The following is a 23,988-nucleotide window of genomic DNA, read 5'->3' on the forward strand; positions in this document are numbered from 1 at the left end:
ATGCTGCGCCTCGCGTGAATGTCAGCGAAGCGCAGTTAGTGACATTTGCAAAGTCGGCGGATCTGGCAGTCAATCGGCGGTCGCATGCTGCACGCGCAATGTGAGGAGCGGACTTTCGCCGCGCGTGCAGCCACCAACCATCATCGAACGGAAGGGAGGCGGACGAAGTTGTCATTCGCCGCAGTTGCGCCAATGTCAGCTTTCGGTTTGCATCGACCAGTCGAGTGCTTTGACCTCAAGTGCCTCGTCTCTGAAGTAGAAATGGAAGTGCCTAGTGCCCAAGCCCTTCATTGCAATCCAGGGTGTTCCGTCGTGGTCATCACGAGTATCGCCCAGTACTTCGTAGAACTCTCCCCAAGCCGGAGCGAGGCCGCTGAAACGACACTGCCCATCATACCAGCCGTGATCATTTATGCTTGTAATTCGGTATCTTTCGCAGTTTTCAAACCTAACCAATATGAACGAGACACGCTCGAATTCAGGATAAACGAATGAGTTGGGTCTAAAGCGAGCAACGAGCGAAGTATCGCTCTGCCAGACTTGGAGTTCAGGCGCATTTGGTTCCACATTCCAGTCAGTGTTCAGTTGGATGAACTTCAGCATCTTCAATTAGTCTCTTTCGATATGCCCAGAATCTGGATAGCAGACCTTTGTGAAGGGTGCAGCATCCTTTAAAAAGGGCCAACACCGGACTTGCGGCGGTGCGGCTGCAAGGTTGCAGCGAATCCACACCTGATCCATGCTGCCAGATAACGCCAGCCAGCCCTTTCGAGACATTCACGCGAGGCGGATCAGTGCCACTGCTGCAAGCGCGAAGGAAACCAACGGAATTCCCAGGAGCGGACCTTCAGACTGTCTCAACAGATTGGAGAGATGCTGCGCCTCGCATGAATGTCAGCGAAACGCAGGAAGTGATCTTTGCAAAGCCTTGGTTCCTGCCAGCAGGGCAGCAATCCCACGCTGCACGAGCAGCAAAAAAAAGCCGCCGTTCGCCGCGCCTGCGGCAACCGAATCGCCGCTTCGGAGGGCATGTCTCCAGACCGGCTGTTTGCGGGTTCCACTTTAGCCGCGACCAGTTCAGACAGGAATGACGAAGACAAAGAGGTTGTTTGTATCATCTGTTCTTGTACCCGCCTTGCGCTTGGCGGTCCCATCTTTGAGTGAAGCAAGCATTGAGCCTCTTCGACCTAAGTCCAATTTGTCGGCGGATTGGTTCGTGCTTGAAAAGAGCATGAAACGTGTTTTTGTGCCATTGGCGCTGGGTTTTGGACTTGCGCATTCTACGGGACATACAACAGAACTGGCGCTTGGCCCGTGTCGTGGGATCTTGAACGCGGATGAACGCCTGTCCTGTTATGATGCACTTGCGGATGGTGGTTTGAGAATTCATCAAACGGGCCATGGTGGCGCAGAGTTCCAACATATCGATCTTGCGGCAACGGACACATTGGTGTTTCGAAACCGCGATGTTGTAATGGTTGTGACTGTTCTGAATGCTGCACAGGACGTCGTCCAAAACCTTCATATCGGCGGCGCCAGCACAGAGCGGTTTCACGCCCGAACCGAAGGCGCTTACAATCTGCAGATCGATGCCACGGGCAACTGGGATCTGTGGGTGGAAGCAACAACTGCAGATGCGCGATGAGGTTGGGCGCACGCATATGTGTTGCAGTGGCAGCCCCGGTGTGCATCAGCTTTTTGATGGTTGCAGGCCTCTTATACGGGCAAGGCAACGCGCAATTTTATACGGACCGTGCCAATTGGGCACAGCAACAGATCAACACATTGGAACAGCTTGGTGTCACATTGGACAGTATGCTGGTTGATGTTTTGCTCGCTCCGGACCCGCGATTATTGATGGCTGAGCTGGACGTATTTGAACACGACAGCCTGCATCGGCTTGGAATTCTGGACAACCAGACAACGATGGAGCTGTCTTTTGTGGACGCCGACGAACGCGAAACAGAAGCAAGTGAGCGCGACAGGCCTGCTGTACTGCGCGCGGAGCTTGAAGAACTGCTGGTTTTGACGCGTCACCTGCTGCGGGCACGTCTGACTGCTGAACCGACCCAGGACCGCTCCCCGGATCTAGCCGTGTTGTTGGAGCGGCATCAGGCCTTTAACCAATTGGTGCAGGACGCGCTCGCGGATGAAACAGAAGAGATCGCAGCTGCCAATGCGGCGCGGGCCGATTGGGTGTCACGACAACAGGCCATAGTGGTGGCCGGACTGTCTGCAAGCCTCGCCTTGGCAATGGTGCTGACCCTGCCTTTGCTGCGAAAATTGCGGCGCCAATTTTATGCGGTGAACACGCATTTTGCCATGTCAGGGGTGCCCATGGACCCAATGGAAAACGGTGAACGTCAAGAGCTGGACCGCCTTTCTGAGCGTGTTGAACACATGGTCCTGCACTTCAAGAACGCCAGCGCGCAGGCGCACCAAGATCGCAAGGCCCTGGCGGAAAAACTCGAACGGCGCACCATGGAGGTTGAGCTGAGCAACGCCCGGCTTCGAGAGATCGACCAGACGCGGCGGCGGTTTTTAGGAGATCTGGGGCACGCGCTGAAAACCCCATTGGCCGTGGCCCGTGGCAGTGTGGAGAACTTGGCTCTTGCGCATCAAAATTTGGATAGCGTCCCGATTGATCGGGCATTGCGCGCCGTAGACGCTGTTGGCGCACGGGTGGCGGCGTTGATTGATCTCGCGCGGTCCGATGATGGCCAATTGATTGGACAGACACAGCAAATAGAGCTGTTTGAGTTTCTTGATCAACGCGTTGCCGCGCTCAGGATTTTGCCTGGGGGTGCGCGTATTAGATTGACGAGCCATGCGGACGGGCCAACAGAGGTTCTGTGTGATGCCGGTGATCTGGAGCGGATGTGTGATGCGGTTTTGGAGAATGCATTGGAGCATTCCGAGGGCAAAGGGGCAATCAACGTCACGCTGGATACCCACGGGCAGATGGCTCAGATCACTGTGCGCGACCACGGTCCCGGTCTCAATGGTCAATCCCCCGAAGATCTGTTCGCGCGCTACAACAGCTCTGGCAAAGGTCATGGCATCGGCTTGTCGATGGCCCACCAGATTGCTTCGGACATGGGAGGAATGATCGAATTGACGAACCCGGTTGCGGGCGGCTTCAGTGTGACCCTGAGGTTGCCAATAAAGAGTTCACGCCATGCAGCTACTGATTGTTGAAGACGACCCGGATATCGGAACGGTTCTAACGGAAGCCCTGCATATGGCGGGTCATCTGGCACACCTTTGTGCCGATGGGGAAACGGCATTGGAGCGCGCCGTCGACCCGGCACTGTCTGCGATTGTGCTGGATGTGATGTTGCCCGGATTCAGCGGGTTTGAGATTTGCCAACGCCTGCGCGAACAAGGGGTTACGACCCCGATTTTGATGCTGACCTGTCGCGACCAGGAAACTGATATGTTGCGTGGGTTTCGCTTGGGTGCCGATGACTATATGTCCAAACCGTTCTCTACTGCAGAGTTATTGGCACGTCTTGAAGCGCTGCATCGCCGATCTGGGACTTATGCCATCCAGAAAACTCAGCAGATTGGGCCATTGACGATTGACGCATTGGCCCGCACGGCCACCTGTAATGCACAGGCTTTGGATCTGTCCCACCGCGAATTTGAGCTGCTCAGTTTTTTGGTAAAGAACCGTCAACGGGCTGTTAGCCGGGATGAATTGCTGGATCAGGTCTGGTCTGACAATGGTTCCCACACAACCAATGTTGTTGATGTCTACATCGGGTATCTTCGCAAAAAATTGTCTCTGACCGGGGCCAAAGGGTGTTTGCGAACGATCCGGGGGTTCGGCTTCCAGTTCACACCAGAGGCCGCCCAATAGAACTACGACCATGGTCTGCCGCCTTCTTAGGGAATTCTCAGAGTTCTCTCAAAACTGTCTCAGACTGAGCTTCTAGGCTTGTCCCATACAGCTTGGCCTTGTGCCGAAATGGGAGGAGACAAATGAAGACACTTCTGAAAGTCACAACCGCTGCGGCCATGTTATTGGCCCAACCGGCCCTGTCCGACGTGACATGGGACGACATTGCAAATGATGCCGAGACAACAGGCGATGTGCTGATGTACGGCTTTGGGCCCAAGGCGCAGCGTTACAGCGCGCTGGATCAGGTGAATGTGGACACCGTGGACCAGCTGGTGCCTGCCTGGTCCTTTAGCTTTGGTGATGAACGTCAACGCGGCCAGGAAGTTCAGGCAATTGTGCATGAGGGTGTAATTTATGCAACCGCATCCTACAGCCGCATGTTTGCCTTGGACGCCAAAACCGGCAAGAAACTGTGGCAGTTCTCTGCGCGCCTGCCAGAAGGTATCCGTCCCTGCTGTGATGTGATCAACCGGGGCGCCGCGATTTATGGCGACAAGGTCTATATGGGGCTTCTGGACGCTTCTGTCGTGGCGCTGGACAAGAATACCGGTGAAGTCGTCTGGCGCAAGAAGTTCGGCGACTACAAAGTTGGTTATACGATGACCGGCGCGCCGACCATCATCCACGACAGGGAAACAGGCCGCGATCTGTTGATCCACGGCTCGTCTGGCGATGAGTTCGGCGTTGTTGGCAAGCTGTTTGCCCGTGACCCGGAAACCGGCGAAGAGATCTGGATGCGCCCGTTGGTTCAAGGTCACATGGGCCGCTATATGGGTGAAGAAAGCACGCCGACAGGCGACCCCAATGCGCCCAGTTGGCCACGCGACGAAAACGGTGATCTGGTCGAAGCCTGGAACCATGGCGGGGGCGCGCCTTGGCAGTCTGCAAGCTTTGACGTCGAGACCAACACAATCATTATTGGTGCGGGCAACCCCGCTCCTTGGAATGGATGGGCACGCTGGCCGGGTGATAGCCTCTTCACCTCGGGTCAGGCCTATGTCGATCCCTCCAATGGTGAGTTGATCGGGTTTTACCAACACACGCCGAACGATACATGGGACTTCTCTGGCAACAATGAAATCGTGTTGTTTGACTACACCGACAAAGATGGCAACACCCACCGCGCTGGGGGTCATGCAGACCGGAACGGCTTCTTTTATGTGACGGATATTGACGCGCTCTCAAAACGGGGGGGCGACATTAACCGCCCCAATGCGTTGTTGAATGCCTTTCCATTTGTGGATGAAATCACCTGGGCCACAGGCATTGACCTTGAAACCGGTCGTCCAATTGAAGTTCAAGGCCAACGCCCGCCGCCGCCTCTGCCGGGCGAAAAAAGGGGCAAAGCGGTCCAGGTCTCGCCTCCCTTCCTGGGGGGGAAGAATTGGAACCCGATGTCCTACAGCCCCGATACCGGCCTTTTCTATATCCCAGCCAACCACTGGATGGAGGACTATTGGACTGAAGAGGTCAAATACGCCCCCGGCGCCGCGTATCTCGGCATGGGATTCACCATCAAACGCCTTTTTGAGGACCATGTGGGAATCTTGCGGGCAATGAACCCGACCACCGGCGAAGTGGTCTGGGAGCACAAGGAAGACCTCCCGCTTTGGGCCGGTACCATGACCACTGCGGGGAACCTGCTCTTCACCGGGACCTCGGATGGATACATGAAGGCGTTTAATGCCGAAACCGGCGAGGAAGTTTGGAAGTTCCAGACCGGATCGGGCATCATCTCCAATCCGGTGACCTGGGAAGACGACGGCGTCCAATACGTTGGTTTCGCTTCGGGCTACGGCGGCGCTGTGCCTCTGTGGGGCGGCGACATGGCCAAGTTGACCCGGGATGTCCAACAAGGCGGCAGCTTCTGGGTCTTCAAGCTGGCAAGCTTTGAAAACGCAGCGCTGGAGTAATCCAACACCAATGTGTCCGGGCGACGCGCGCCCGGACGCCCAAAACGGGAGGTGAAGATGGTACAGTTCAAACACTCACTTACGGCTGCATGTCTCGGGGCCCTGATGCTCCTGCCCGGACCGGTTGCTGCATTTGACGAAGACGTGGACTATGGCGACAGCGGCTGGACTTATGACGGTCCACAGCCGGGCGCAGACGGGGTGCTGGTGATCAATGGCTGCCGTTTGGAGCGCAAGACCGAGTGCCCCGGTGTTGACCTGCGCCATGCTGATCTCTCTGGCCTGGATCTCTTTGGGGCCAATTTTCGCGGGGCCAAACTGGCACGTGCGAATTTTACAGATACCAACCTCAAATTTGCCAATCTTGATGGGGCGGATTTGAAAGGGGCCACCTTGGTCCGCGCCTTTATGCAGAAAAGCAAGGCGCGCGGAGCCGATATGCGTGGTGCTAATTTCGAATACGCCCGCGTCTCGGCTGCGGATTGGTCCGGCGCCGATTTGACCGCGGCAAATCTGGAAATGGTGCGTGCCAACAAGCTTCAGCTCAAAGGTTCGGTGCTGATCAGCGCCAACCTTCAGGAAATGAAACTTTATGACAGCAACCTGGCAGACGCGGTGCTGGACGAAGGCACAGTTGTGACCTTCGCGATCTTTCAGGACGCTTATATGGAGGGTTGCCGTGGCTGCCCGTTCGACTGGTGAGGTTGGGTGAATGAAAGACATGGATGAAAACCCCAGCCTGTTGGCACCACCCCGCACTGTTTCAAAGCAAGGCGCGTCAACGTTTAGTTGGGTTGCGCAGCTGCACCCGCCGAAATTGTGGCGTACCATTGCCGCAGGCTCCAGCGCCATGGCCTTGATCCTGGGCGCGGTCCTGTGGGCACGTGGTGGCGACACAAATCATCAGCTTACCCAGATCGATGAGATGCAACGCCAAGTCGCGATTTTGCAAAGCCAGCACAATGCGGGCAGCTCAAACATTGCCGGTATCCAGGGCCAATTGGCCGGTCTCCAAACCCAATTGCTGGTGCTGCAAAACCAAATGATACAATTGCAACGCGGGAACCCTCTCCCTCTCGCCGCGCAACCTGCATCGGCCCCAACGCCCCCGGCACGCCCAGCCGGTGGGGTCGATGCACAAATCCCTGCGGCCTCGCCCGTGCAATCCGGAAACACGCCGGTGACGGACGTTCAGGCCACACCGCCAAGTGCTGCAGATTTGTCGCAGCTGATCAACGAGGGCCTCAAAGGCAAGGATCGCGCAACCGACCCGATCTATCAGCAGATCATGTATTCGGCTTTGGATCTTGGCTCGGCCTATCAGGTCTCAATTGCAGCTTGGGGGCCAAACCCGTCGCCCATGGCCAAGGTCCTGCAATCAGCCCAAATAACCGATTTTTCGTTTAAGAAATCAAAAAGCGGCCGGGCTGTTCTGATTGTCCCTGCAAATGAAGCGCTTGCGGGCAAGCTACGTCAAATGGGTGCCACAGAGGAAACGATCGGTAACACACTTGGCTATGTCTTACGATGAGGTGCAAGTTAAAGAATGTCCAAAACAGATGCTGAACAATCGGCCACAATCGTAATCGCGTTTTCAACCGTCGCGCTGCCAAACGATCGGTAGCCCAAGCGCACGCTGGATTACACTGTCAGCAGCCATCCCCACAACGTCCGTTTCTTAGGGCTCCAAGCCGTCGTTGGGTGCATCTGTCCCGAATGGCGACTTTGACGCAACGGCCAGAGTTTGCAAATGTCCCTATCTGCGCTTCGCTGACATCAGCGGTGGTGCAGCATAGTTTCAATCTGTAGAGACGGCCTGAAGGTCCGCTCCTGGGAAACCCGTCGATTTCTTTCGCGCCTGCAGCAGTGGCACTGATCCGCCTCGCTTGAATGTCTCGAAAGGGCTGGCTGCGGCCATCTGGCCGATGTGGCTTGAAGACGATTGTGCTGCAGTCGTGCTGCCGCGCCGCCGCAAGGCAGCTCAGAGCCCCTTGTACCGGATGCTGCCCGCAGCACGAATGCCCGCAGTCAGGATTGCGCTGTGTCCATTCGACGGAGTGTTGCAGCCGCAAGTATCGTCGCGACCTCTGGAGCGTAGTGGAGATGTAAGTCTGGATCGCAAAGCTCTAACTCAGTGCAAATGAACTTGTCCCCGCGCATGACACCGTCAACACGTGCGCAAAGAGGCGCTCCAACAAACGCCATGATTTTTTCCGCTGCTGATCGGGCAGCATCTGGCGGCTCTGCGGCATCAATTGTTGGACCGAAGCGTGAATTGATACGGAATTCTCCAGACATCGGTTTCGCATGGACCGCGAGTTCAACCTTGCCGTCGATGCATGTCATTTTCCACTCACCATCTCCGATTTCTGGTAGAAACTCCTGCACCATGATTGGACGTCCTGGCAGGTGTTGTTGAATCTTTGCTCGCGTCGTTTCAATTTCAGAGTAACTTGTTTGTTCTACGCCGATACCGTCGCCGCCGAACGCAGGCTTTAGCACAAATTTATCTAATTGGCCCGGATCTCCTTGGCTTGCTATGGCATCCTCCACCGAACGGAAAGTCGTTGGAATTTGAACTCCGGCCTCCTCTAGCTCAATAAGCGTTCGCTTGTCGTTGTTCCATATGGCCAAGTCCGGACGCGTTTCAATTTGACCACCGTTCGCATGAAGCCTGACCAACCAAGCCGCAAAGCCGCCGGGATCGTTTTGGTAGTCCCAAGTCTGTCTCAATAGGGTGAGGTCGCACGATAGAAAATCTGAAGCAGAATGTTCATTCCAGTTCAGAACAGACACACGCGCACCGGTTGCTTCCAAAGCCAATTGCAGGGTCTTGTTTGAAGAAGAAAGCAGTGGGTTTGTCCGACAGGCTGCAATAGCAATGTGCATAGATTTCCTATTCTTCGAGTGGTCGCAAATCCCTGAACGTCGTACGCGAGCAACGTAACGGATTTATGCTGGCTATAAGAACGGATTTCCCGAAGCAAACCTCCGTCACGCTACACCGAAAGGTCGCAAAGTCCCGCACCCCTTCCGTTCGATGATGATTGGTGGCTGCACATGCGGCGAAGGTCTGTTCTATCCATTGCTCGTGCAGCATTGGACCGCCGCCCGGGTGGCAGATCGCCAGACTTTGCAAAGGTCACTAGCTGCGCATTGCTGACATCGGTGTGGTGCGCAGCATCGCTCCGAGGGTTACGCGGGCTTGAATGGCCGCTAATCCTTCTTGAGCATGAGCCTCTCGCAGACGCGGAGAACGGCAGCTCTCCGCCCGTCGTGCACAAAGCGCGGATTTCAGCAAGCTGACTGAGATTACCGTAGATGTGACACGTTGCGCGCGGCCAGAGGCAAGAAATCTGACCAAAAAGGCAGAACTATCTGACAATTTACAGGAAAGTAATGGTGGAGCCTAGGGGAGTCGAACCCCTGACCTCTTGCATGCCATGCAAGCGCTCTCCCAACTGAGCTAAGGCCCCATCATGGCCGCATGGGCTTCGTCCCTTGCGGTGTGAGAGGTCGTTTAAGCCGTCTCCCTTCAGGCTGCAAGAGGAAAATGCAGGAGGGGCGGTATTTTTCCGCGTTTCACAGCCTCCTTGGGGCAGCCTGGCATGCTGGTTCGAAAAACGGGGCAAAGCCTCTGTATCAAAACGCAAAAGAGGAGGCACTTGAGGCCTCCTCTGACGTCATCCACCCCCTTGGGGATTGGGGCTTTTGCGATTCCGATCAGGAATCGTCATCTGGCGTGGACATATCCGCGATGTCGTCCAGTGACACGTTGTCCTCGTCATCTTCTTCGAGGATATCATCGCCCAGATCTACATCCACGTCGTCGTCATCATCCAGTACGACATCATCGGCGTCTGCGCTTTCCTTGGCCTTTGCGCTGGCCGCATCTTCGGCATCCGCTTCGATCATGCGCGATTTGCCTGTGTTCAGCTCAACGATCTCGCCCGTATAAGGGCTGACGATCGGGTCTTTGTTCAGGTCGTAGAAACGCTTGCCGGTGGTCGGGCAGACGCGCTTCACGCCCCATTCTTCCTTGGGCATGTGATGTCCCCTTGATTATGCTGTGAGTCGTATCGACGATTCAGGTGCCTTGCCATATGAGGGTTTGACTGTCAAAGCCTTTGCGAACAAGGGACGCCAAATGACCAATCATCATCTGCCCGGAGATCCTCCGATCCCGCTCACGCTGCGCCGTTCGGCGCGGGCGCGGCGGATCTCGTTGCGGGTGTCTGCACTGGACGGGCGGGTGACGCTGACCATGCCGGAACGGCTCAGGGCTGAAGCTGCGCTTGCGTTTGCGGCCGAGAAAGAAGACTGGATCCGTAAACATCTGGCGCGACAGCCAGAGCAGGTTCAGGTGGGGATCAACACGATGTTGCCCGTGGATGGCACCCCGCGTCGGGTGGTGGCTGCGGAGGGGCGTCGCGTGGTGCTGGAACCTGAAACGATCGCCGTGCCCACGGCGTCGCTGGGGCGCAGTCTGGAACGGTACTTACGTGAACTGGCACGGGACCGGCTGGCCGAGGCCTCTGATCACTATGCGCGCCGTCTGGGGCGTGACTACAGCCGGATCACCCTGCGCGATACACGCTCCCGCTGGGGGTCCTGTTCGTCGGATCGGGCGCTGATGTATTCCTGGCGGCTGATCCTCGCTCCGCCGGACGTGCTGCGTTATGTGGCCGCGCATGAGGTCGCCCATCTGGCTGAAATGAATCATTCTCAGGCGTTCTGGGATCAGGTCACTCGGCTTTTTGGCAATTATGAACCGCCGCGCCAATGGCTTCGGATCAAAGGGGGCGAACTGCACCGCTATCGGTTTGGGTGATCAGGGGAAAACGGTCGGCGCATCCCCTGCCTGCCATTGGGGATACTTCTCCATCACGGCCTGAAAGCGATCCGAGGTCAGAAACCGGTCCAGCCAGCCGTGTACTGCAGGCCAGTCCTGCGCATCAAACCGCGGCTTGTCGATAAAAGCGAACTGGCGCACAAATGGCAGTATTGCGTAATCCGCGAGTGTTGGCCGATCAAAGATCCACGTCTCGATCTGCGCATTCAGCCGGGTCAGGAACGCATGTGCGGTCGCGCGGTGGGCTTCGGGGTCTTCGCCGGGATAGCGGGTCGCGTATTTCGTCCGGTCCAGCGCCTGTTTGAATGGGCCATCCGCTTCCGTGATGAGTGTATGGCCCTCCTCGGGCATGTTCAGCCATCCGTCGGGGTCGCAGTGTTGCAAGGCCCAGATCATAATGTCCAGGCTCTCGTCGATCACGTCAGATCCGGCGACCAGACAGGGTACCGTGGCAGAGGGTGATACGGCCAGAAATTCCGCTGGTTTGTCACGTAAAACCACCTCGCGCAGTTCGACTTCACGTCCGGATGCGGCCAGCCCAAGGCGGGCCCGCATGGCATAAGGGCAGCGACGAAAGGAATAGAGGAGCGGTGTCTGGGTCATTCCCTTTGGCTATCGCAAGCCACCGCCTCAGGCAACGGGCAGCTGGGGCGATCCTGTACACGAATCCCAGGAGACGTGTAATTGTGGTTGACCCTTTGGGTTTTTGTGATCACATGCTCCTCCATGACATTGAATAGCCGTTCCACCGCCCCCTCTGACGTTACCACCGCCGCGCATGATCGCGTCTACCGTGCCTTGCGTACGCGGATAATGCATGGAGAGATCGCCCCGGGCGAAGCGCTCACCCTGCGGGGCATCGGGCGCGAGTATGAGGTCTCTATGACACCCGCGCGGGAATCCGTGCGTCGGCTGGTTGCCGAAGGGGCGCTGTTTCTGTCCTCCTCGGGGCGGGTCTCAACGCCAGAGCTGAGCAATGAGCGGATCGAAGAACTGGCGGCGTTGCGCGCGCTGATCGAGGTCGAGCTGGCCTCGCGTGCCTTGCCCCGCGCCCATATGGCGCTGATTGACCGGTTGCAGGACATCAACACCAACGTGGCCGAAATGATCTCGAAACGTGACGCGGTGGGGTATATCCGCACCAATCTGGAATTTCACCGCACCCTTTATCTGCGTGCTCAGGCGCCTGCGATGCTGGCAATGGCGGAAACCGTCTGGTTGCAGCTGGGGCCCACCATGCGTGCCCTTTACGGACGCCTGCGCCGCACCGAACCGCCACAGGATCACCGCCTGATCATCGCCGCGCTCAAGGCCGGGGATGAACCGAGCCTGCGCCTTGCGGTGCGCTCTGACGTGACAAAAGGGTTACGACTGCTGGTCGGGTAGGGGCGGTTTCTTTACCGGGTGCACAGATAGGCCAATGCGGCGTTGCTTTGGCGCAGAGCCTCAAGTGGCGCACCGGTGCGCGCCATGACCCGATGCCCGACGTATTGGTTGACCAGAAGATGGGCGAGACCCTTGGCGTTCCGGGGGCGACTTGAGGCCTGGATTGCAGTCTGGAACCCATTGTGCATCCGCTGCAGCGAGGCCGCGACGGCAGCGCCGATATCCGGGTCAAAGGCGGCTGGACCAGCTGCTGCCGAACACAGCAGGCATCCGCGCCGGTCTCCTTGCTCCACTACATCGGTAATGACCTGAAACAACGTTTGGATCCGTGTCCAGCCATCCGTGCCGGGGGTGGTCAGAAGGTCAACCGCTTGGGTGACCGCTTTTTCATCATATTGACGCAGGACACGCAGGTATAACGACTTCTTGTCTGTGAACGCCTTGTAAAGGCTGCCGCGTGTCAGCTTCATACCCTCCAGAAGGTCGGGCAGGGACGTCTCGCCGTATCCTTTGTCCCAAAACACATCTAGCGCCAGTGCCAGCGCTGTGTCGATGTCAAACTCACGGGGGCGTGCCATCGTTACCTCGTTTCGCTCCATAGTTTGGAACCAGTTGGTCCATTATCACGAAAATGCGATTTGGAACTGATCGGTTCCTAATGTTATGCAGCCTGTACAGAGTTTTCAACCGGCAAACGTTTGCCCCAAGCCTCAGTCAGGATCACGACATGAAATCGGTTATTGTAAAATCCCTTGGTATTGTCGCAGCCGCGATGATTGCTTTTGCTCCGCTTTCCGCAACGGCGGGTCAGTCCAAAACTCACGGAGAATTCACAGGAGCCAGCGACCACGTCACCACCGGCGGCGTGAAGATTGTCAAAACCGCTGACGGTGGCGCAGTTGTGATCCTGGATAGCGACTTCAGCCTGGACGGCGCACCGGACCCGCGGGTTGGTTTTGGCAAGGACGGTGTATTTTCAGACAGCGCAGACCTTGGTGCTCTGCAGAACAAAACCGGGGTTCAGGTCTATATCGTTCCCGCCAGCGTCAATGTCGATGACTTCAACGAGGTCTACGTCTGGTGCAAGAAATTCTCGGTGCCGCTCGGCGTCGCCGCGCTGAAGTAAATCACTCACGGAACTTCGGCGATTGGACAGGGACGTCTCTCACCAGACGTCCCTGTTTCCATGCTGTGTCAGGCCGACCAGGCGACCCCCGGTGCCAGATGATACCCCCAAGGCAGGCCCCGGTTGCGCCAGCCGTTCACAGCACGAACCCCGTTTGCGTCCTTGTCTCCTTCGAACCCTTCGGTCAGGTTCCAGACATTGGTGAACCCTGCTTCCACCAGCATCCGCGCTGCAGCCGCTGACCGGCTGCCCGAGCGGCAGGTGACAAACAGCGGGGCGGATTTGCTTTTGCCTTTGCCTCGAAGAAGGGCTTCGAACTCCGCCACCACATGCGGGTTGTGCGCCATCTGATATTGGCCGGTCTGCGGGTTCACCTGATGTGTTGCCACGTTCAGCGGGATGATCTTGTCCAATCCGGCGGGGTGGCCGACAAAGGAGATTTCAATCGGATCGCGCACATCCACAAGCAGGATACCCGGGTCCTGCGTCATGGCCTGATGGGCAGCACTGGGGGACAGGTACAGGCCCAGGGGCGTGGTTTTTGACGCCGGGAGCACGTCTGCGTCAATGTCAGAGGAAATCACTCCGGCGGCCGCGCCACTTGCAGCTCCCGCTGCCGCCAAGGCGACGCTCGCGCCAATAAACCCTCTGCGTGAAAACTCGTCCATTTCCGTCATCCTTTGCTGGCCGCTTGCTGAGATGGCAGGCGACACCCTGTGTTTGTTTCCAGAATAACAGGGGGATGGGGTGGCCAAATGTGACTGCGTCACGCTCCCCATACACACGATGTCGTGAGGACCGGGTACAGAAAAACCCGGCGCCAGGGCCGGGTTTGACAGGTTCGACAATGGCCTGGTTCAGGCAGCCAGACCTTTGGAGCCGATTGCAAGAAACTTGGCGCGGCGATCCTTGATCAGCGCATCCGCGTCCAGGCCGCTCAGTTCGGCCAGCATGTTGGTGATGGCGCCCCGCACCGAAGCATGTGTCGCCGTGCGGTCCCGATGTGCACCTCCCAGCGGTTCCGAGATAATGCGGTCGATGACCTCCAGCTCCAGCAGATCCTGGGCCGTCAACCGCAAAGCCTCTGCGGCCTCGCGCATCTTTTCGGCGTCCTTCCACAGGATCGAGGCACAGCCTTCCGGGCTGATCACCGAATAGACGGAATGCTCCAGCATTGCGACCCGGTTTGCGGTGGCAAAGGCCACAGCGCCGCCAGATCCGCCTTCACCGATGATAACCGAGATCAGCGGAACGCCGATTTTCAGGCACATTTCGGTAGAGCGTGCAATCGCTTCGGATTGGCCGCGTTCTTCCGCGCCCTTGCCTGGATAGGCGCCGGCGGTGTCCACCAGGGTAATAACGGGCAGGCCGAACCGGCCGGCCATCTCCATCAGACGGATTGCCTTGCGGTAGCCTTCGGGGCGGGCCATGCCAAAGTTATGGGTGATGCGCCCCTTGGTGTCCGAGCCTTTTTCGTGTCCGATCACAACAACCGGCTGGTCGTTGAACCGTGCCAGGCCCCCCATAACGGCGAGGTCGTCCGCAAAATTCCGGTCCCCTGCCAGTGGGGTGTATTCGGTAAAGAGTTCTTTGATGTAATCCTTGCAGTGCGGACGATCCGCATGACGGGCGACCTGACATTTGCGCCAGGGCGTCAGATCCTTGTAAAGATCCACCAGCAGCTGCTCTGCCTTTGCATCCAGTGCGGCCGCTTCTTCGGCCACGTCCATCTCTTCATTCGCCCGCGCCAAAGCCCGCAGCTCTTCGGCTTTGCCTTCGATCTCCGCCAGGGGTTTCTCGAAATCGAGATAGTTGGTCATGGATGCCTCTCCGCGCACAGTTTGCGAAGGCTATATGACCCTGGCTGAAGGCAATTGCAACCGGGCAGGTAAGGCTCGTATGGCGATGGGCTATATGATTGCGATGCTTCTTCCTCCAAAAGGGTGTTCTCCCGCCCACGCGGGCCGCGTCCCAAAGGGACGGACCCTTGCGGTTGGGCGTAGCACCGCGCCTTTGGCGCGGTGCTACGCCCAAAATCCACCGGCCGCTCTGGCCTCAGGCCAGAGGTGCGCGTGTGGATGCGGGAGCGTTCGCCCTCTCGTGTTCATAAAAGGTCCGTGCCTGAAGCTCGCTTGCCCCCTTCTTCCTGCAAACTCAGCAAGATTTGGTAAGCTCTCTCGTGGCACTCCCAAATCAGAGACTGACTAAAACAAGGGCTTCGATCTCATGACCACGTTCTCCCAGGAACCGCAGCCGAACGCCGCGCGTCAGGCGCACCTGCGTGCAACGGAAAAGCGCCTTCTGCGGGTGGTTGAACACATCCATACGGCCGCGCCTGATGATCTCTCGCTCGACCGTTTGGCCGAGGTGGCCGCCATGTCCCGTTTTCACTTTCACCGGGTGTTTCATGCGGTGACTGGAGAAACCGCGGCGCAGGCCACCCGGCGCATCCGCCTGTATCGGGCGGCCATGCAGCTGGTGGGGCAGGATATGGAGATGGATGCCATTGCAACCGACGCGGGCTATGCCACCGTCCCAGCTTTTTCGCGGGCCTTTCGCGCGAGCTTCGGCCTGCCTCCCGGTCAGTTTCGTCAACAAGGGAGATTGGGTCCCGAGCCCCGTCCCCGCAAACCAGGAGTACCTAAAATGTATGATGTTCGTTTTGAAACATTGCCGGACCGCCGCGTGGCTTGCCTGTCACATACAGGCGATTACATGGAAATTGGCAAAATCTTTGAACAGCTGAGCGTCCTGGCCAGCAGCCGTGGCTTGTGGCCCGATGTGCAGGCGATGATCGGGATCTATTACGATGACCCCGATGCCACGCCGACAGAGGCGTTGAAAAGCGCTGCTGCGCTTGAGCTGACGGCAACGGCCCAGGTCAGCGCGCCGCTGACAGAAGGTAAAATACGGGGCGGTCAGACGGCGGTTCTCTTGTTCAAAGGGCCCTATGCAGGGCTGCATGAGGCCTACAGATACCTTTATGGCGTTTGGTTGCCGCAATCGGGTGAAGAGGCGCGCGATGAACCGCCATATGAGGTCTATCTGAATAGTCCCGCCGACACCGCGCCCGAGGATCTGTTGACGCAGATCTGTTTGCCGCTGGTGCATCAGCCGCATCTTCAACGGGCCAGGACTGACGGTCTCGTCTAAAGGTACAGAAGGGTTTATTTCAGCAGCAGCGCCGCAATCAGAGAACAGACCAACAGCGCCGCCATCACGCCATTGAACAGGCGCAGGCGCAAGGGGTTTGTCAGAAAACGGCGCAGCTGCTGGCCCAATACTGTCCAGGCGGTGGTCGAAAAACAGGCCATGAGCACATAGGTTCCAGCCACCCAGAGGATCGCGCCCAGCGTGCGGTCCGTGGCATAGAGAGTGATCGCGCCCAGAGCCATGGCCCAGGCCTTGGGGTTGACCCATTGAAAGGCCGCCGCCTGCATGAAAGTCATCGGCGTGCCGCCGGTTCTTGCCTCACCAGGGGCCGCGGCATTGGCGATCTTCCACGCAAGCCACAGCATATAGACCAGCGAGATTACCTCCATCACCCGGATGAGCGGCGGATAAAGGCCAAACAGCTGCATTACTCCCAAACCCACGGGGACAATCATCATCGGAAAGCCCAGACCGACCCCCAACATGTGCGGAATAGTGCGGCGAAACCCAAAGTTCGCCCCTGACGCCATCAACATCAGATTGTTGGGACCGGGGGTGATGACGGTGCCCAGAGAAAAACCGGCAAGTGCGAGAAAGATGTCATAAGTCATTTGATGAATTTGCTTGAAGATCGGCCAAATGAAATTGTGTTCTGCAGCGCATTTTGTCATAACTTGCAACAAATGGCGAAAATTGACCGAATAAATCAACAGATATTGCATGAGCTCAGCCGCGATGGTCGGGTCTCCAATCTGGAGCTGGCGGACCGCATTGGCCTGTCACCCTCTGCCTGTTTGCGAAGGGTGCAGGAGCTGGAGCGTCAGGGCGTGATTACGGGCTACCGGGCAGTGCTGGATCGGGCCGCGATGGGGCAGGGGTTTGTGACTTATATCGGGGTCGGATTGGGTGAACATACCAAAGAGGCGCAGGAGACCTTTGAGCGTGCGATGGATCATGCGCCCGAAGTGGTGGAATGCCACAATATCACCGGCACCATCGAATATCTCTTGCGGGTCGAATGCGCGGATCTGCCCAGTTATAAACAGTTTCACACCGATGTGCTGGGGACCGCGCCCTATGTCACCTCGATTACATCTTATGTGGTGATGGGATCCCCCAAGGATCTGCGCAGCTGATGCCAAACGCCCGCGCCCCGAGGTGTTGCACCTCCGGCGCACGCCCCGGTTGCCGCTTGTTAAGACCGTTTTGGCAATTTGGTGCGTGATCGATCACCGGTGCGGGCCTGACATCCCCGCGCCACCAGGAAACGGCCCCCGGTCTGGCACACAGGGGAGAGAAGAGACGTCTGTTCTGTGGGGTCTCCCACCCATCTTCCGATTTGGCGGCGCCGCCACCTTATTGATGATGTGACTAAGGCGCGAATGCACAGGAATAAAGCGCGTGGCGAGTAAGTAGACCAAACCGGCCGGGGGATGCTCCCAGTCGGCTGGTAGTGCTGTTGGACACAAGCCCGATTGCGAGAATTAACTGGGAAAGCGCGTGCCGCGATTCTGAGGTGTCAGGGCCAAAGGCAACAAGAAAGAAAAAGGGGTTGCGCTGCGCGATGCGCATCGCCAAGGGGGCGGGGGCCGCGCCTTCGGCGCCCCCCGCCCGGCCCAACGCTTTTCGAACGTGCCCTTGGCACTTTGAAAAGGGACGGGAGGAGACTGCCCGCCGCAGGCGAGATGGAGGAGAGTTTGAGATAGCCGTGCGTAGTACCGCCCATCAGCGGTGCCCGGGGATGTCAAATAACTCTCAGCTGCTTTGTGCGATTAACTCGGACTGGGCTACGATGACCTCTGCCTGTTTGATCGAGGCGATGTCTACCAGGCGTCCTTTATATACGGTTGCACCGGCACCAGAGGCCTTGGCCTCTTCCATCGCGGCCAAGATTTCGCGTGCTTCGGTCACAGCCTCCTCGGATGGAGTAAAGACCTCATTGGCCAGGGCGATCTGTTTCGGGTGGATCGCCCATTTGCCAACCATGCCCAACGTCGCGGAACGTTTGGCCTGCGCGATGTAGCCTTCGTCATCTGAGAAGTCGCCAAAGGGGCCGTCGACGGGCAGCACCCCATGGGTGCGGCAGGCGGCGACAATCGCGGCCTGCGCCCAGTGCCAGGGATCTGACCAGTGCTTCACACCTTCGCGCAGCATATAATAGTTTTCCTGCGTACCGCCGATCCCGGTGGTCTGCATCCCCATAGAGGCCGCAAAATCCGCTGCTCCCAGCGACATCGCCTGCAGGCGGGGGCTGGCGGCGGCAATCTCTTCCACATGGGCGATGCCGGCCGCAGATTCGATGATCACCTCAAAGGCAATCGGCTTGCTGCGTCCCTTGGCTGTTTCGATCGCAGTTACCAGCGCATCCACCGCATAGATGTCCGCAGCGCAGCCCACCTTGGGGATCATGATCTGATCCAACCGGTCGCCGGCCTGTTCCAACACGTCCACCACATCGCGATACCAATAGGGCGTGTCCAGCCCGTTGATACGCACGCTGAGATGTTTGGTACCCCAATCTACGGTGTTGATCGCTTCGATTACGTTGGCGCGGGCCATATCCTTGTCTGAGGGCGCAACGGAGTCCTCAAGGTCGAGGTTGATCACATCCGCCGCCGAGGCTGCCATTTTGGCAAAGAGCTTGGTGTTGGATCCGGGGCCGAACAGCTGGCAGCGGTTCGGGCGGGCCGGGGCGGTGGGCTGAATGCGAAAGCTCATCTCGGGGCTCCTCAGAGTGATAGAGTCGTAAAGGTAACGATATGTCGTTTTGCGTTGCTTGATTGATATATAGTTTCGCATCGGTGTGCAATCATGATTTTGCACGCGCAGCATTGTTCACAAACTGCCCAAAAATTAATCACACCCCTTGCGAAGACTTCGGCGGAAAGTTGCTCCTTTTTGGAATAATCTTCGAGTATTTTACGTTATGGTCGAGGAAAGTTTCAAATTTTGAGAGTTTCCGGCCGAACTCAGGGAACCCCTCGCGTTTCGAATCCTATATGTTTCCTTGGACTTTAATTCTATGCGGAGCGCACTGAGATGATTGAGACACCCTATCTCCTGTTCCTGGGCGACGCGCCCGATATGCTGGCAGCCAAAGTGGCGATTGGTATCCGTGACTGGCGTCCGGATCACGCTGTTGGTCAGATTTCCCTGCCGGGCTGCGGCGCGGATCTGGGCTTGACCGAAATGACACTGGAACAGGCAAAAGAAGCCGGTGCCAAGACACTGGTGATCGGCGTGGCCAACCGGGGCGGCGTGATCTCTGCGGCGTGGAAAGAACTGCTGGTCAAAGCGCTGGAGATGGGCTTTGACATCGCATCCGGCCTGCACAACCTGCTGCGTGACGAAAACGAGCTGGTTGCTGCTGCGCAGACCCACGGCTGCACCCTGCACGATGTACGTATCCCGACCGTGGCCTACCCGATTGCAAACGGTAAGAACCGCACCGGCAAACGTTGCCTGGCTGTTGGTACCGACTGTTCAGTTGGTAAAATGTACACAGCCTTGGCCATGGACGAGGAAATGCAGAAACGTGGTATGAAATCCACCTTCCGCGCCACTGGCCAGACCGGTATTCTGATCACCGGCCAAGGTGTTCCGCTGGACGCCGTGATTGCGGACTTTATGGCGGGTGCGGTTGAATATCTGACCCCTGACAATGACGACGACCACTGGGATCTGATAGAAGGGCAGGGCTCCTTGTTCCACATCTCCTACTCGGGTGTGACCATGGCGCTGGTCCACGGTGGTCAGCCGGACGCGCTGATCCTGTGCCACGAGCCAACCCGCGAGCACATGCGCGGTCTTCCGGGCTTTGACCTGCCGACCCTGCAAGAGCTGCGCGACACCGCACTGCCGCTGGCGCGGAAATCCAACCCGGCCTGTCAGGTTGTCGGCATCTCCGTGAACACGCAGCACCTGAGCGAAGAGGAGGCGATCGCCTATCTGGCAAAGGTCGAAGAGGAAATGGGTCTGCCGGCGGTTGACCCCTATCGTCAGGGTGCGGGCCGTCTGGTCGACGCACTTGCCGCGATCTGATGAGACTCTTTCCGATCGGGGGTGCCTGCGGTGATCGTGGGTGCCTCCGGCGGAAGTATTTATAAAAAGATGAAAGACGGGTGGCCCTTTGATCGGGTGCGCCCTAGGGTGACCGCCGAAAAGGCGCATCCAATTGGGGGTATTACATGCAGTTGAGTGTCACCGCAGACGTATTCAAGCTGGCTCAGGTCTTTACCATCTCGCGCGGGTCGCGGACCGAGGCTAAGGTGCTGACGGTCAAAGTTGAAAAAGACGGTCATGTGGGCTGGGGCGAATGCGTGCCCTATGCACGTTATAATGAAACGCTGGATAGTGTGACCGACGAAATTCGCGGCCTGCCAACGGATTTTGATCGCGCGGACCTGCAAGGGCTGTTGCCATCCGGGGCCGCTCGCAATGCGGTCGATTGCGCGCTTTGGGACCTGGAAGCCAAACAGGCCGGGAAACGCGCCTGGGAGCTGGCTGGCCTGCCCAACCCCGGCCCGGAAATCACCGCCTATACGCTGTCACTTGCGGAACCGGCAGAGATGCAGGCGCAGGCGGCCAAAAATGCATTTCGTCCGCTGTTAAAAATTAAACTGGGCACGCCGGACGATATGGCGCGTTTGGAAGCTGTGCGTGCCGGTGCGCCGGACAGCACCATTATTGTTGACGCCAATGAAGGCTGGTCAGCAGAGGTCTATGCGGATCTGGCACCGCATCTGGTGCGTTTGGGCGTGGCGCTTGTTGAACAGCCTTTGCCCGCAGGCGAAGATGACGCGCTGATTGGTATGGACCGGCCCGTGCCTGTCTGCGCCGATGAAAGCTGCCACGATCGCGAGAGCCTGGCTAAGCTCAAAGGCAAATATGATGTGATCAACATCAAACTGGACAAAACCGGCGGTCTGACCGAAGCGTTGAAGCTGCGCGAAGCGGCCTTGGCTGAGGGCTACAAAATCATGGTCGGCTGCATGGTCGGCTCCTCGCTTGCGATGGCCCCAGCGACCTTGGTGGCCCAAGGGGCCATGGTCACAGACCTTGACGGCCCGCTTCTGTTGGCCGAAGACCGTGAACAACCGTTGACTTTTGATACGGCAGGCGTGCACCCGCCGTTGGCCGATCTGTGGGGCTAAGGAGACTGAGATGACCCGTACAGTATATGTAAATGGCGAATACCTGCCAGAGACCGAAGCCAAGGTCTCGATCTTTGATCGTGGTTTCCTCTTTGCGGATGCGGTTTATGAGGTGACATCCGTTCTGGATGGCAAGCTTATTGACTTTGAAGGGCATGCCGTGCGCCTGCAGCGCTCGCTGGACGAGCTGGACATGAAATCCCCCTGCAGCAAAGAAGAGCTGCTGGAGATCCACCGCAAGCTGGTGGCGGAAAACGGCATCGTCGAAGGTCTGGTGTACCTGCAGGTGTCCCGTGGGTCCGATGGCGACCGTGACTTTGTCTTTCCCTCCGAGGACACGCCGCCGTCCTTGGTGCTGTTCACCCAGAACAAGCCCGGTCTGGCCAACAGCGAAGCGTCGAAAAAGGGTGCCAAAGTCATCTCGATCGAGGACATCCGCTGGGGGCGTCGCGACATCAAAACCGTGCAGCTGTTGTACCCGTCAATGGGTAAAATGATGGCGAAGAAAGCCGGCGCCGATGACGCTTGGCTGGTGGAAGACGGTTATGTGACCGAAGGCACGTCGAACAATGCCTATTACGTCAAAGATGGTGTGATCGTGACCCGTCCGCTGTCAAACGACATCCTGCATGGGATCACCCGTAAGGCGGTTCTGCGTATGGCAAACGAGGCGCAGATGAAAATCGAAGAGCGTCTGTTTACCATCGATGAAGCCAAAGAGGCGGATGAAGCCTTCACAACCTCGGCCTCTGCCTTTGTGATGCCGGTTGTGGAAATCGACGGTGTGCAGCTTGGTGACGGCACACCGGGCCCGATCGCCAAGCGCCTGCGTGAGATCTATCTGGAAGAAAGCCTGAAAGAGGCGATCTGATCCGGACAGACGGCGAAAGTGTTTCAAAAAGCAAAGGGCCGCCCCTGAAATAAGGGACGGCCCTCTTTGATGCTGACACACGCGCGTGAGTGGTGGTTTTGCTTTTTGAAAGGTGTCAGCAAAATCCGATGTCTTTGCGTTATTCTTCCAGGCGCTTCTTTGCCTGTTCCAGAGCCTTTTTAGCGGCTTGAAAATCGAAATTCCGCGCACAATCTATGGCGTGGTCAACCAAGGGCTTGAGGCCCGGTTCCGCCAAAGGCTGTGGTCCTACTCCGGAAGCATCCGTCTGGGACATTTTGGGTGATTTCGAATGAAGCATTGCAGAGTTTAGTGGTTTTAGACCTCAGATTTCATTAAACTTTGCATCAGTTGTTCGGACAAAAGCAATCGAAGCGATAGATTAATACATGACAAAAATCGATATATCGCAGATCAATGGTCAAACATTACGCGTTTTTCTGGCGGTTTATGACGAAGTTTCGGTCAGCCAGGCCGCTTTGAAGCTGGATGTCAGCCAGTCCAGTGTGAGCCATACGCTTGAAAAACTGCGGGGTGTTCTGGGAGACGAGCTGTTCCAGAAGTCCGGGCGCGGGATCGTTCCAACGGCGGCGGCCACGCGGATTGCGCCGCAGATGCGCAAGATCATGGCTGATCTTCAGGCGCTTGGCGAAAACGAGGAATACTTTCCGATCCAGGATCAAAACCCGATTGTGTTGGCCATGAACGGTGGCGCCATGGCAATTGCGGCGCGGACGATCCAATCGGCCATCTGGGACAGTGTGCCGATGAAACAGGTGACCATTCGGGAATTGGGCGCGCGGGACAATCTGGAAGAGAGCATGCACCGGATGGATTTGGATGCGGCGCTTGTACCGCGTCTGAACAGCTACCCCAAGACGCTGCGTTCCGATGGGCTTTATGTGGATACCTCATCCGTCTTTTACGATCCCAGCGAACGCGGGCCGGTGACTACGGTCGAAGAATATGGCGCCGCGCCCCATATCATTCTGGACTTTGGTGGGCGGACAAAAAGCACGGTGGAGCAGCGTCTGGACGAATTTGCGATCCGCCGTGAGGTCACAATGGGGGTTCCCAACGTCTGGCTTCTGGCCGAGGCGATGCGGGGAACCAAAATGGTGGCAACCTTACCCAGTAAGCTGCATCAGGGCGTCTTGGCCGAATTCGCAACCTGTCCGGTCCCTTTTGCGATGCCGGACATTCCCTTTGATCTGGTCTGGCACCGGCGCCATGAAAACTCACCGCGCAACCGCTGGATCCGAGAGGTGATCCAGCGCAGTTTTGCAGGCTGAGGGTCAGCCCTTGTTGGTGACGTTTTCCGTGAACGCAGTCTCAAACGCGGCTTGTTTTTCGGCGCTGGCGTCGGTTTGGTAATTCGCCTTCCAGTCCTCCATGGTCATGCCATAGAAAATCTCGCGGGCAGTGGTCTTGTCGAGCTCGATGCCGCGTTCATTTGCGGCTTCCTGATACCAGCGGCTCAGACAATTGCGGCAGAAACCGGCAAGGTTCATCATGTCGATGTTCTGGACATCGGTGCGGTCCTGCATCAGATGTTGCTGCAGGCGACGAAAGGCGGCGGCTTGCAGTTCAATCTCGGTTTGCGGGTCGATGT

General features: G+C 57.6%; 26 protein-coding genes and 1 tRNA gene. 16 read left to right on the forward strand and 11 right to left on the reverse strand.

The genetic code is table 11. The features are described from left to right. Positions 1-195: 195 nt before the first annotated feature. Positions 196-609, reverse strand: a complete 414-nt coding sequence (locus ACXAEW_RS09000; RefSeq protein WP_474940999.1) for a hypothetical protein — start codon at positions 607-609, stop codon at positions 196-198. 309 nt (positions 610-918) lie between these two features. Here ACXAEW_RS09000 and ACXAEW_RS09005 point away from each other — a divergent pair, with 309 nt between their 5' ends. The 7 genes from ACXAEW_RS09005 to ACXAEW_RS09035 all read left to right on the forward strand — a co-directional run bounded on the left by ACXAEW_RS09005 (position 919) and on the right by ACXAEW_RS09035 (position 7,348). Further along, positions 919-1,164 carry a hypothetical protein gene (locus ACXAEW_RS09005; RefSeq protein ID WP_474941000.1) on the forward strand — a complete coding sequence of 82 codons (246 nt, stop codon included), beginning with the start codon at positions 919-921 and terminating at the stop codon, positions 1,162-1,164. Between the two features lie 67 nt (positions 1,165-1,231). Continuing rightward, on the forward strand, positions 1,232-1,645 hold the full coding sequence (locus tag ACXAEW_RS09010) for a hypothetical protein (protein WP_474941001.1): 414 nt from the start codon (positions 1,232-1,234) through the stop codon (positions 1,643-1,645). Then, positions 1,642-3,198 (forward strand): sensor histidine kinase, encoded by a 1,557-nt coding sequence (locus ACXAEW_RS09015; protein ID WP_474941002.1) that lies wholly within the window; start codon positions 1,642-1,644, stop codon positions 3,196-3,198. The genes ACXAEW_RS09010 and ACXAEW_RS09015 overlap by 4 nt, the downstream gene beginning before the upstream one ends. Next, positions 3,179-3,862, forward strand: coding sequence for a response regulator transcription factor (locus ACXAEW_RS09020; protein WP_474941003.1), 684 nt, complete (start codon positions 3,179-3,181; stop codon positions 3,860-3,862). The genes ACXAEW_RS09015 and ACXAEW_RS09020 overlap by 20 nt, the downstream gene beginning before the upstream one ends. Before the next feature lie 122 nt (positions 3,863-3,984). After that, a complete protein-coding gene (locus ACXAEW_RS09025) occupies positions 3,985-5,817 on the forward strand; it encodes a methanol/ethanol family PQQ-dependent dehydrogenase (RefSeq protein WP_474941004.1) in 1,833 nt (610 codons plus the stop codon). A gap of 57 nt (positions 5,818-5,874) precedes the next feature. Continuing rightward, positions 5,875-6,519 (forward strand): pentapeptide repeat-containing protein, encoded by a 645-nt coding sequence (locus tag ACXAEW_RS09030; protein ID WP_474941005.1) that lies wholly within the window; start codon positions 5,875-5,877, stop codon positions 6,517-6,519. 10 nt (positions 6,520-6,529) lie between these two features. Further along, positions 6,530-7,348 carry a hypothetical protein gene (locus tag ACXAEW_RS09035; RefSeq protein WP_474941006.1) on the forward strand — a complete coding sequence of 273 codons (819 nt, stop codon included), beginning with the start codon at positions 6,530-6,532 and terminating at the stop codon, positions 7,346-7,348. Between the two features lie 497 nt (positions 7,349-7,845). On the opposite strand, the gene ACXAEW_RS09040 is transcribed toward ACXAEW_RS09035, so the two are convergent. The 3 genes from ACXAEW_RS09040 to ACXAEW_RS09050 form a co-directional block, all read right to left on the reverse strand. Further along, positions 7,846-8,706, reverse strand: a complete 861-nt coding sequence (locus ACXAEW_RS09040; protein ID WP_474941007.1) for an ATP-grasp domain-containing protein — start codon at positions 8,704-8,706, stop codon at positions 7,846-7,848. 511 nt (positions 8,707-9,217) lie between these two features. Next, positions 9,218-9,293: transfer RNA gene (locus ACXAEW_RS09045), tRNA-Ala, on the reverse strand. A gap of 247 nt (positions 9,294-9,540) precedes the next feature. Beyond that, entirely contained in the window at positions 9,541-9,864 is a 324-nt protein-coding gene (locus ACXAEW_RS09050) for a TIGR02300 family protein (protein WP_474941008.1), read from the reverse strand. A gap of 100 nt (positions 9,865-9,964) precedes the next feature. On the opposite strand from ACXAEW_RS09050, the gene ACXAEW_RS09055 reads away from it, so the two are divergent. Continuing rightward, the gene (locus tag ACXAEW_RS09055) at positions 9,965-10,648 is read left to right on the forward strand and encodes a M48 family metallopeptidase (RefSeq protein ID WP_474941009.1); all 684 of its coding nucleotides are present in this window, start codon (positions 9,965-9,967) and stop codon (positions 10,646-10,648) included. On the opposite strand, the gene ACXAEW_RS09060 is transcribed toward ACXAEW_RS09055, so the two are convergent. Continuing rightward, entirely contained in the window at positions 10,649-11,272 is a 624-nt protein-coding gene (locus ACXAEW_RS09060) for a glutathione S-transferase (protein WP_474941010.1), read from the reverse strand. It abuts the gene before it with no gap. Between the two features lie 123 nt (positions 11,273-11,395). Between ACXAEW_RS09060 and ACXAEW_RS09065 the strand changes: the two genes are divergently transcribed. Beyond that, positions 11,396-12,055, forward strand: coding sequence for a GntR family transcriptional regulator (locus ACXAEW_RS09065; protein WP_474943013.1), 660 nt, complete (start codon positions 11,396-11,398; stop codon positions 12,053-12,055). A gap of 11 nt (positions 12,056-12,066) precedes the next feature. On the opposite strand, the gene ACXAEW_RS09070 is transcribed toward ACXAEW_RS09065, so the two are convergent. Continuing rightward, positions 12,067-12,633 (reverse strand): TetR/AcrR family transcriptional regulator, encoded by a 567-nt coding sequence (locus tag ACXAEW_RS09070; RefSeq protein ID WP_474941011.1) that lies wholly within the window; start codon positions 12,631-12,633, stop codon positions 12,067-12,069. Positions 12,634-12,782: 149 nt separating this feature from the next. Here ACXAEW_RS09070 and ACXAEW_RS09075 point away from each other — a divergent pair, with 149 nt between their 5' ends. Continuing rightward, a complete protein-coding gene (locus tag ACXAEW_RS09075; RefSeq protein ID WP_474941012.1) occupies positions 12,783-13,181 on the forward strand; it encodes a DM13 domain-containing protein in 399 nt (132 codons plus the stop codon). 68 nt (positions 13,182-13,249) lie between these two features. Here the strand turns inward: ACXAEW_RS09075 and ACXAEW_RS09080 are convergent, their stop codons facing one another. After that, the gene (locus ACXAEW_RS09080) at positions 13,250-13,849 is read right to left on the reverse strand and encodes a rhodanese-like domain-containing protein (protein WP_474941013.1); all 600 of its coding nucleotides are present in this window, start codon (positions 13,847-13,849) and stop codon (positions 13,250-13,252) included. 189 nt (positions 13,850-14,038) lie between these two features. Beyond that, complete coding sequence (locus ACXAEW_RS09085; RefSeq protein ID WP_474941014.1) at positions 14,039-15,001, reverse strand: acetyl-CoA carboxylase carboxyltransferase subunit alpha; 963 nt, start codon at positions 14,999-15,001, stop codon at positions 14,039-14,041. A gap of 406 nt (positions 15,002-15,407) precedes the next feature. On the opposite strand from ACXAEW_RS09085, the gene ACXAEW_RS09090 reads away from it, so the two are divergent. Continuing rightward, positions 15,408-16,334, forward strand: a complete 927-nt coding sequence (locus tag ACXAEW_RS09090) for an AraC family transcriptional regulator (RefSeq protein WP_474941015.1) — start codon at positions 15,408-15,410, stop codon at positions 16,332-16,334. Between the two features lie 14 nt (positions 16,335-16,348). On the opposite strand, the gene ACXAEW_RS09095 is transcribed toward ACXAEW_RS09090, so the two are convergent. After that, positions 16,349-16,945, reverse strand: a complete 597-nt coding sequence (locus ACXAEW_RS09095) for a LysE family translocator (RefSeq protein WP_474941016.1) — start codon at positions 16,943-16,945, stop codon at positions 16,349-16,351. A 72-nt stretch (positions 16,946-17,017) separates the two neighbouring features. On the opposite strand from ACXAEW_RS09095, the gene ACXAEW_RS09100 reads away from it, so the two are divergent. Further along, complete coding sequence (locus ACXAEW_RS09100; protein ID WP_474941017.1) at positions 17,018-17,470, forward strand: Lrp/AsnC family transcriptional regulator; 453 nt, start codon at positions 17,018-17,020, stop codon at positions 17,468-17,470. A gap of 619 nt (positions 17,471-18,089) precedes the next feature. Here ACXAEW_RS09100 and ACXAEW_RS09105 read toward each other — a convergent pair. Then, positions 18,090-19,052, reverse strand: a complete 963-nt coding sequence (locus tag ACXAEW_RS09105; protein WP_474941018.1) for an L-malyl-CoA/beta-methylmalyl-CoA lyase — start codon at positions 19,050-19,052, stop codon at positions 18,090-18,092. 321 nt (positions 19,053-19,373) lie between these two features. On the opposite strand from ACXAEW_RS09105, the gene dgcN reads away from it, so the two are divergent. The 4 genes from dgcN to ACXAEW_RS09125 all read left to right on the forward strand — a co-directional run bounded on the left by dgcN (position 19,374) and on the right by ACXAEW_RS09125 (position 23,668). Continuing rightward, positions 19,374-20,375, forward strand: coding sequence for an N-acetyltransferase DgcN (gene dgcN, locus ACXAEW_RS09110; RefSeq protein WP_474941019.1), 1,002 nt, complete (start codon positions 19,374-19,376; stop codon positions 20,373-20,375). A 146-nt stretch (positions 20,376-20,521) separates the two neighbouring features. Then, the gene (dgcA, locus tag ACXAEW_RS09115) at positions 20,522-21,487 is read left to right on the forward strand and encodes an N-acetyl-D-Glu racemase DgcA (RefSeq protein WP_474941020.1); all 966 of its coding nucleotides are present in this window, start codon (positions 20,522-20,524) and stop codon (positions 21,485-21,487) included. 10 nt (positions 21,488-21,497) lie between these two features. Next, entirely contained in the window at positions 21,498-22,358 is an 861-nt protein-coding gene (locus ACXAEW_RS09120) for a D-amino-acid transaminase (RefSeq protein WP_474941021.1), read from the forward strand. 407 nt (positions 22,359-22,765) lie between these two features. Then, positions 22,766-23,668, forward strand: coding sequence for a LysR family transcriptional regulator (locus tag ACXAEW_RS09125; RefSeq protein WP_474941022.1), 903 nt, complete (start codon positions 22,766-22,768; stop codon positions 23,666-23,668). Between the two features lie 3 nt (positions 23,669-23,671). Here the strand turns inward: ACXAEW_RS09125 and ACXAEW_RS09130 are convergent, their stop codons facing one another. Further along, a complete protein-coding gene (locus ACXAEW_RS09130; protein ID WP_474943014.1) occupies positions 23,672-23,986 on the reverse strand; it encodes a DUF1244 domain-containing protein in 315 nt (104 codons plus the stop codon). Positions 23,987-23,988: the final 2 nt, after the last annotated feature.

This window comes from Epibacterium sp. ABZ3_068, assembly GCF_056159265.1.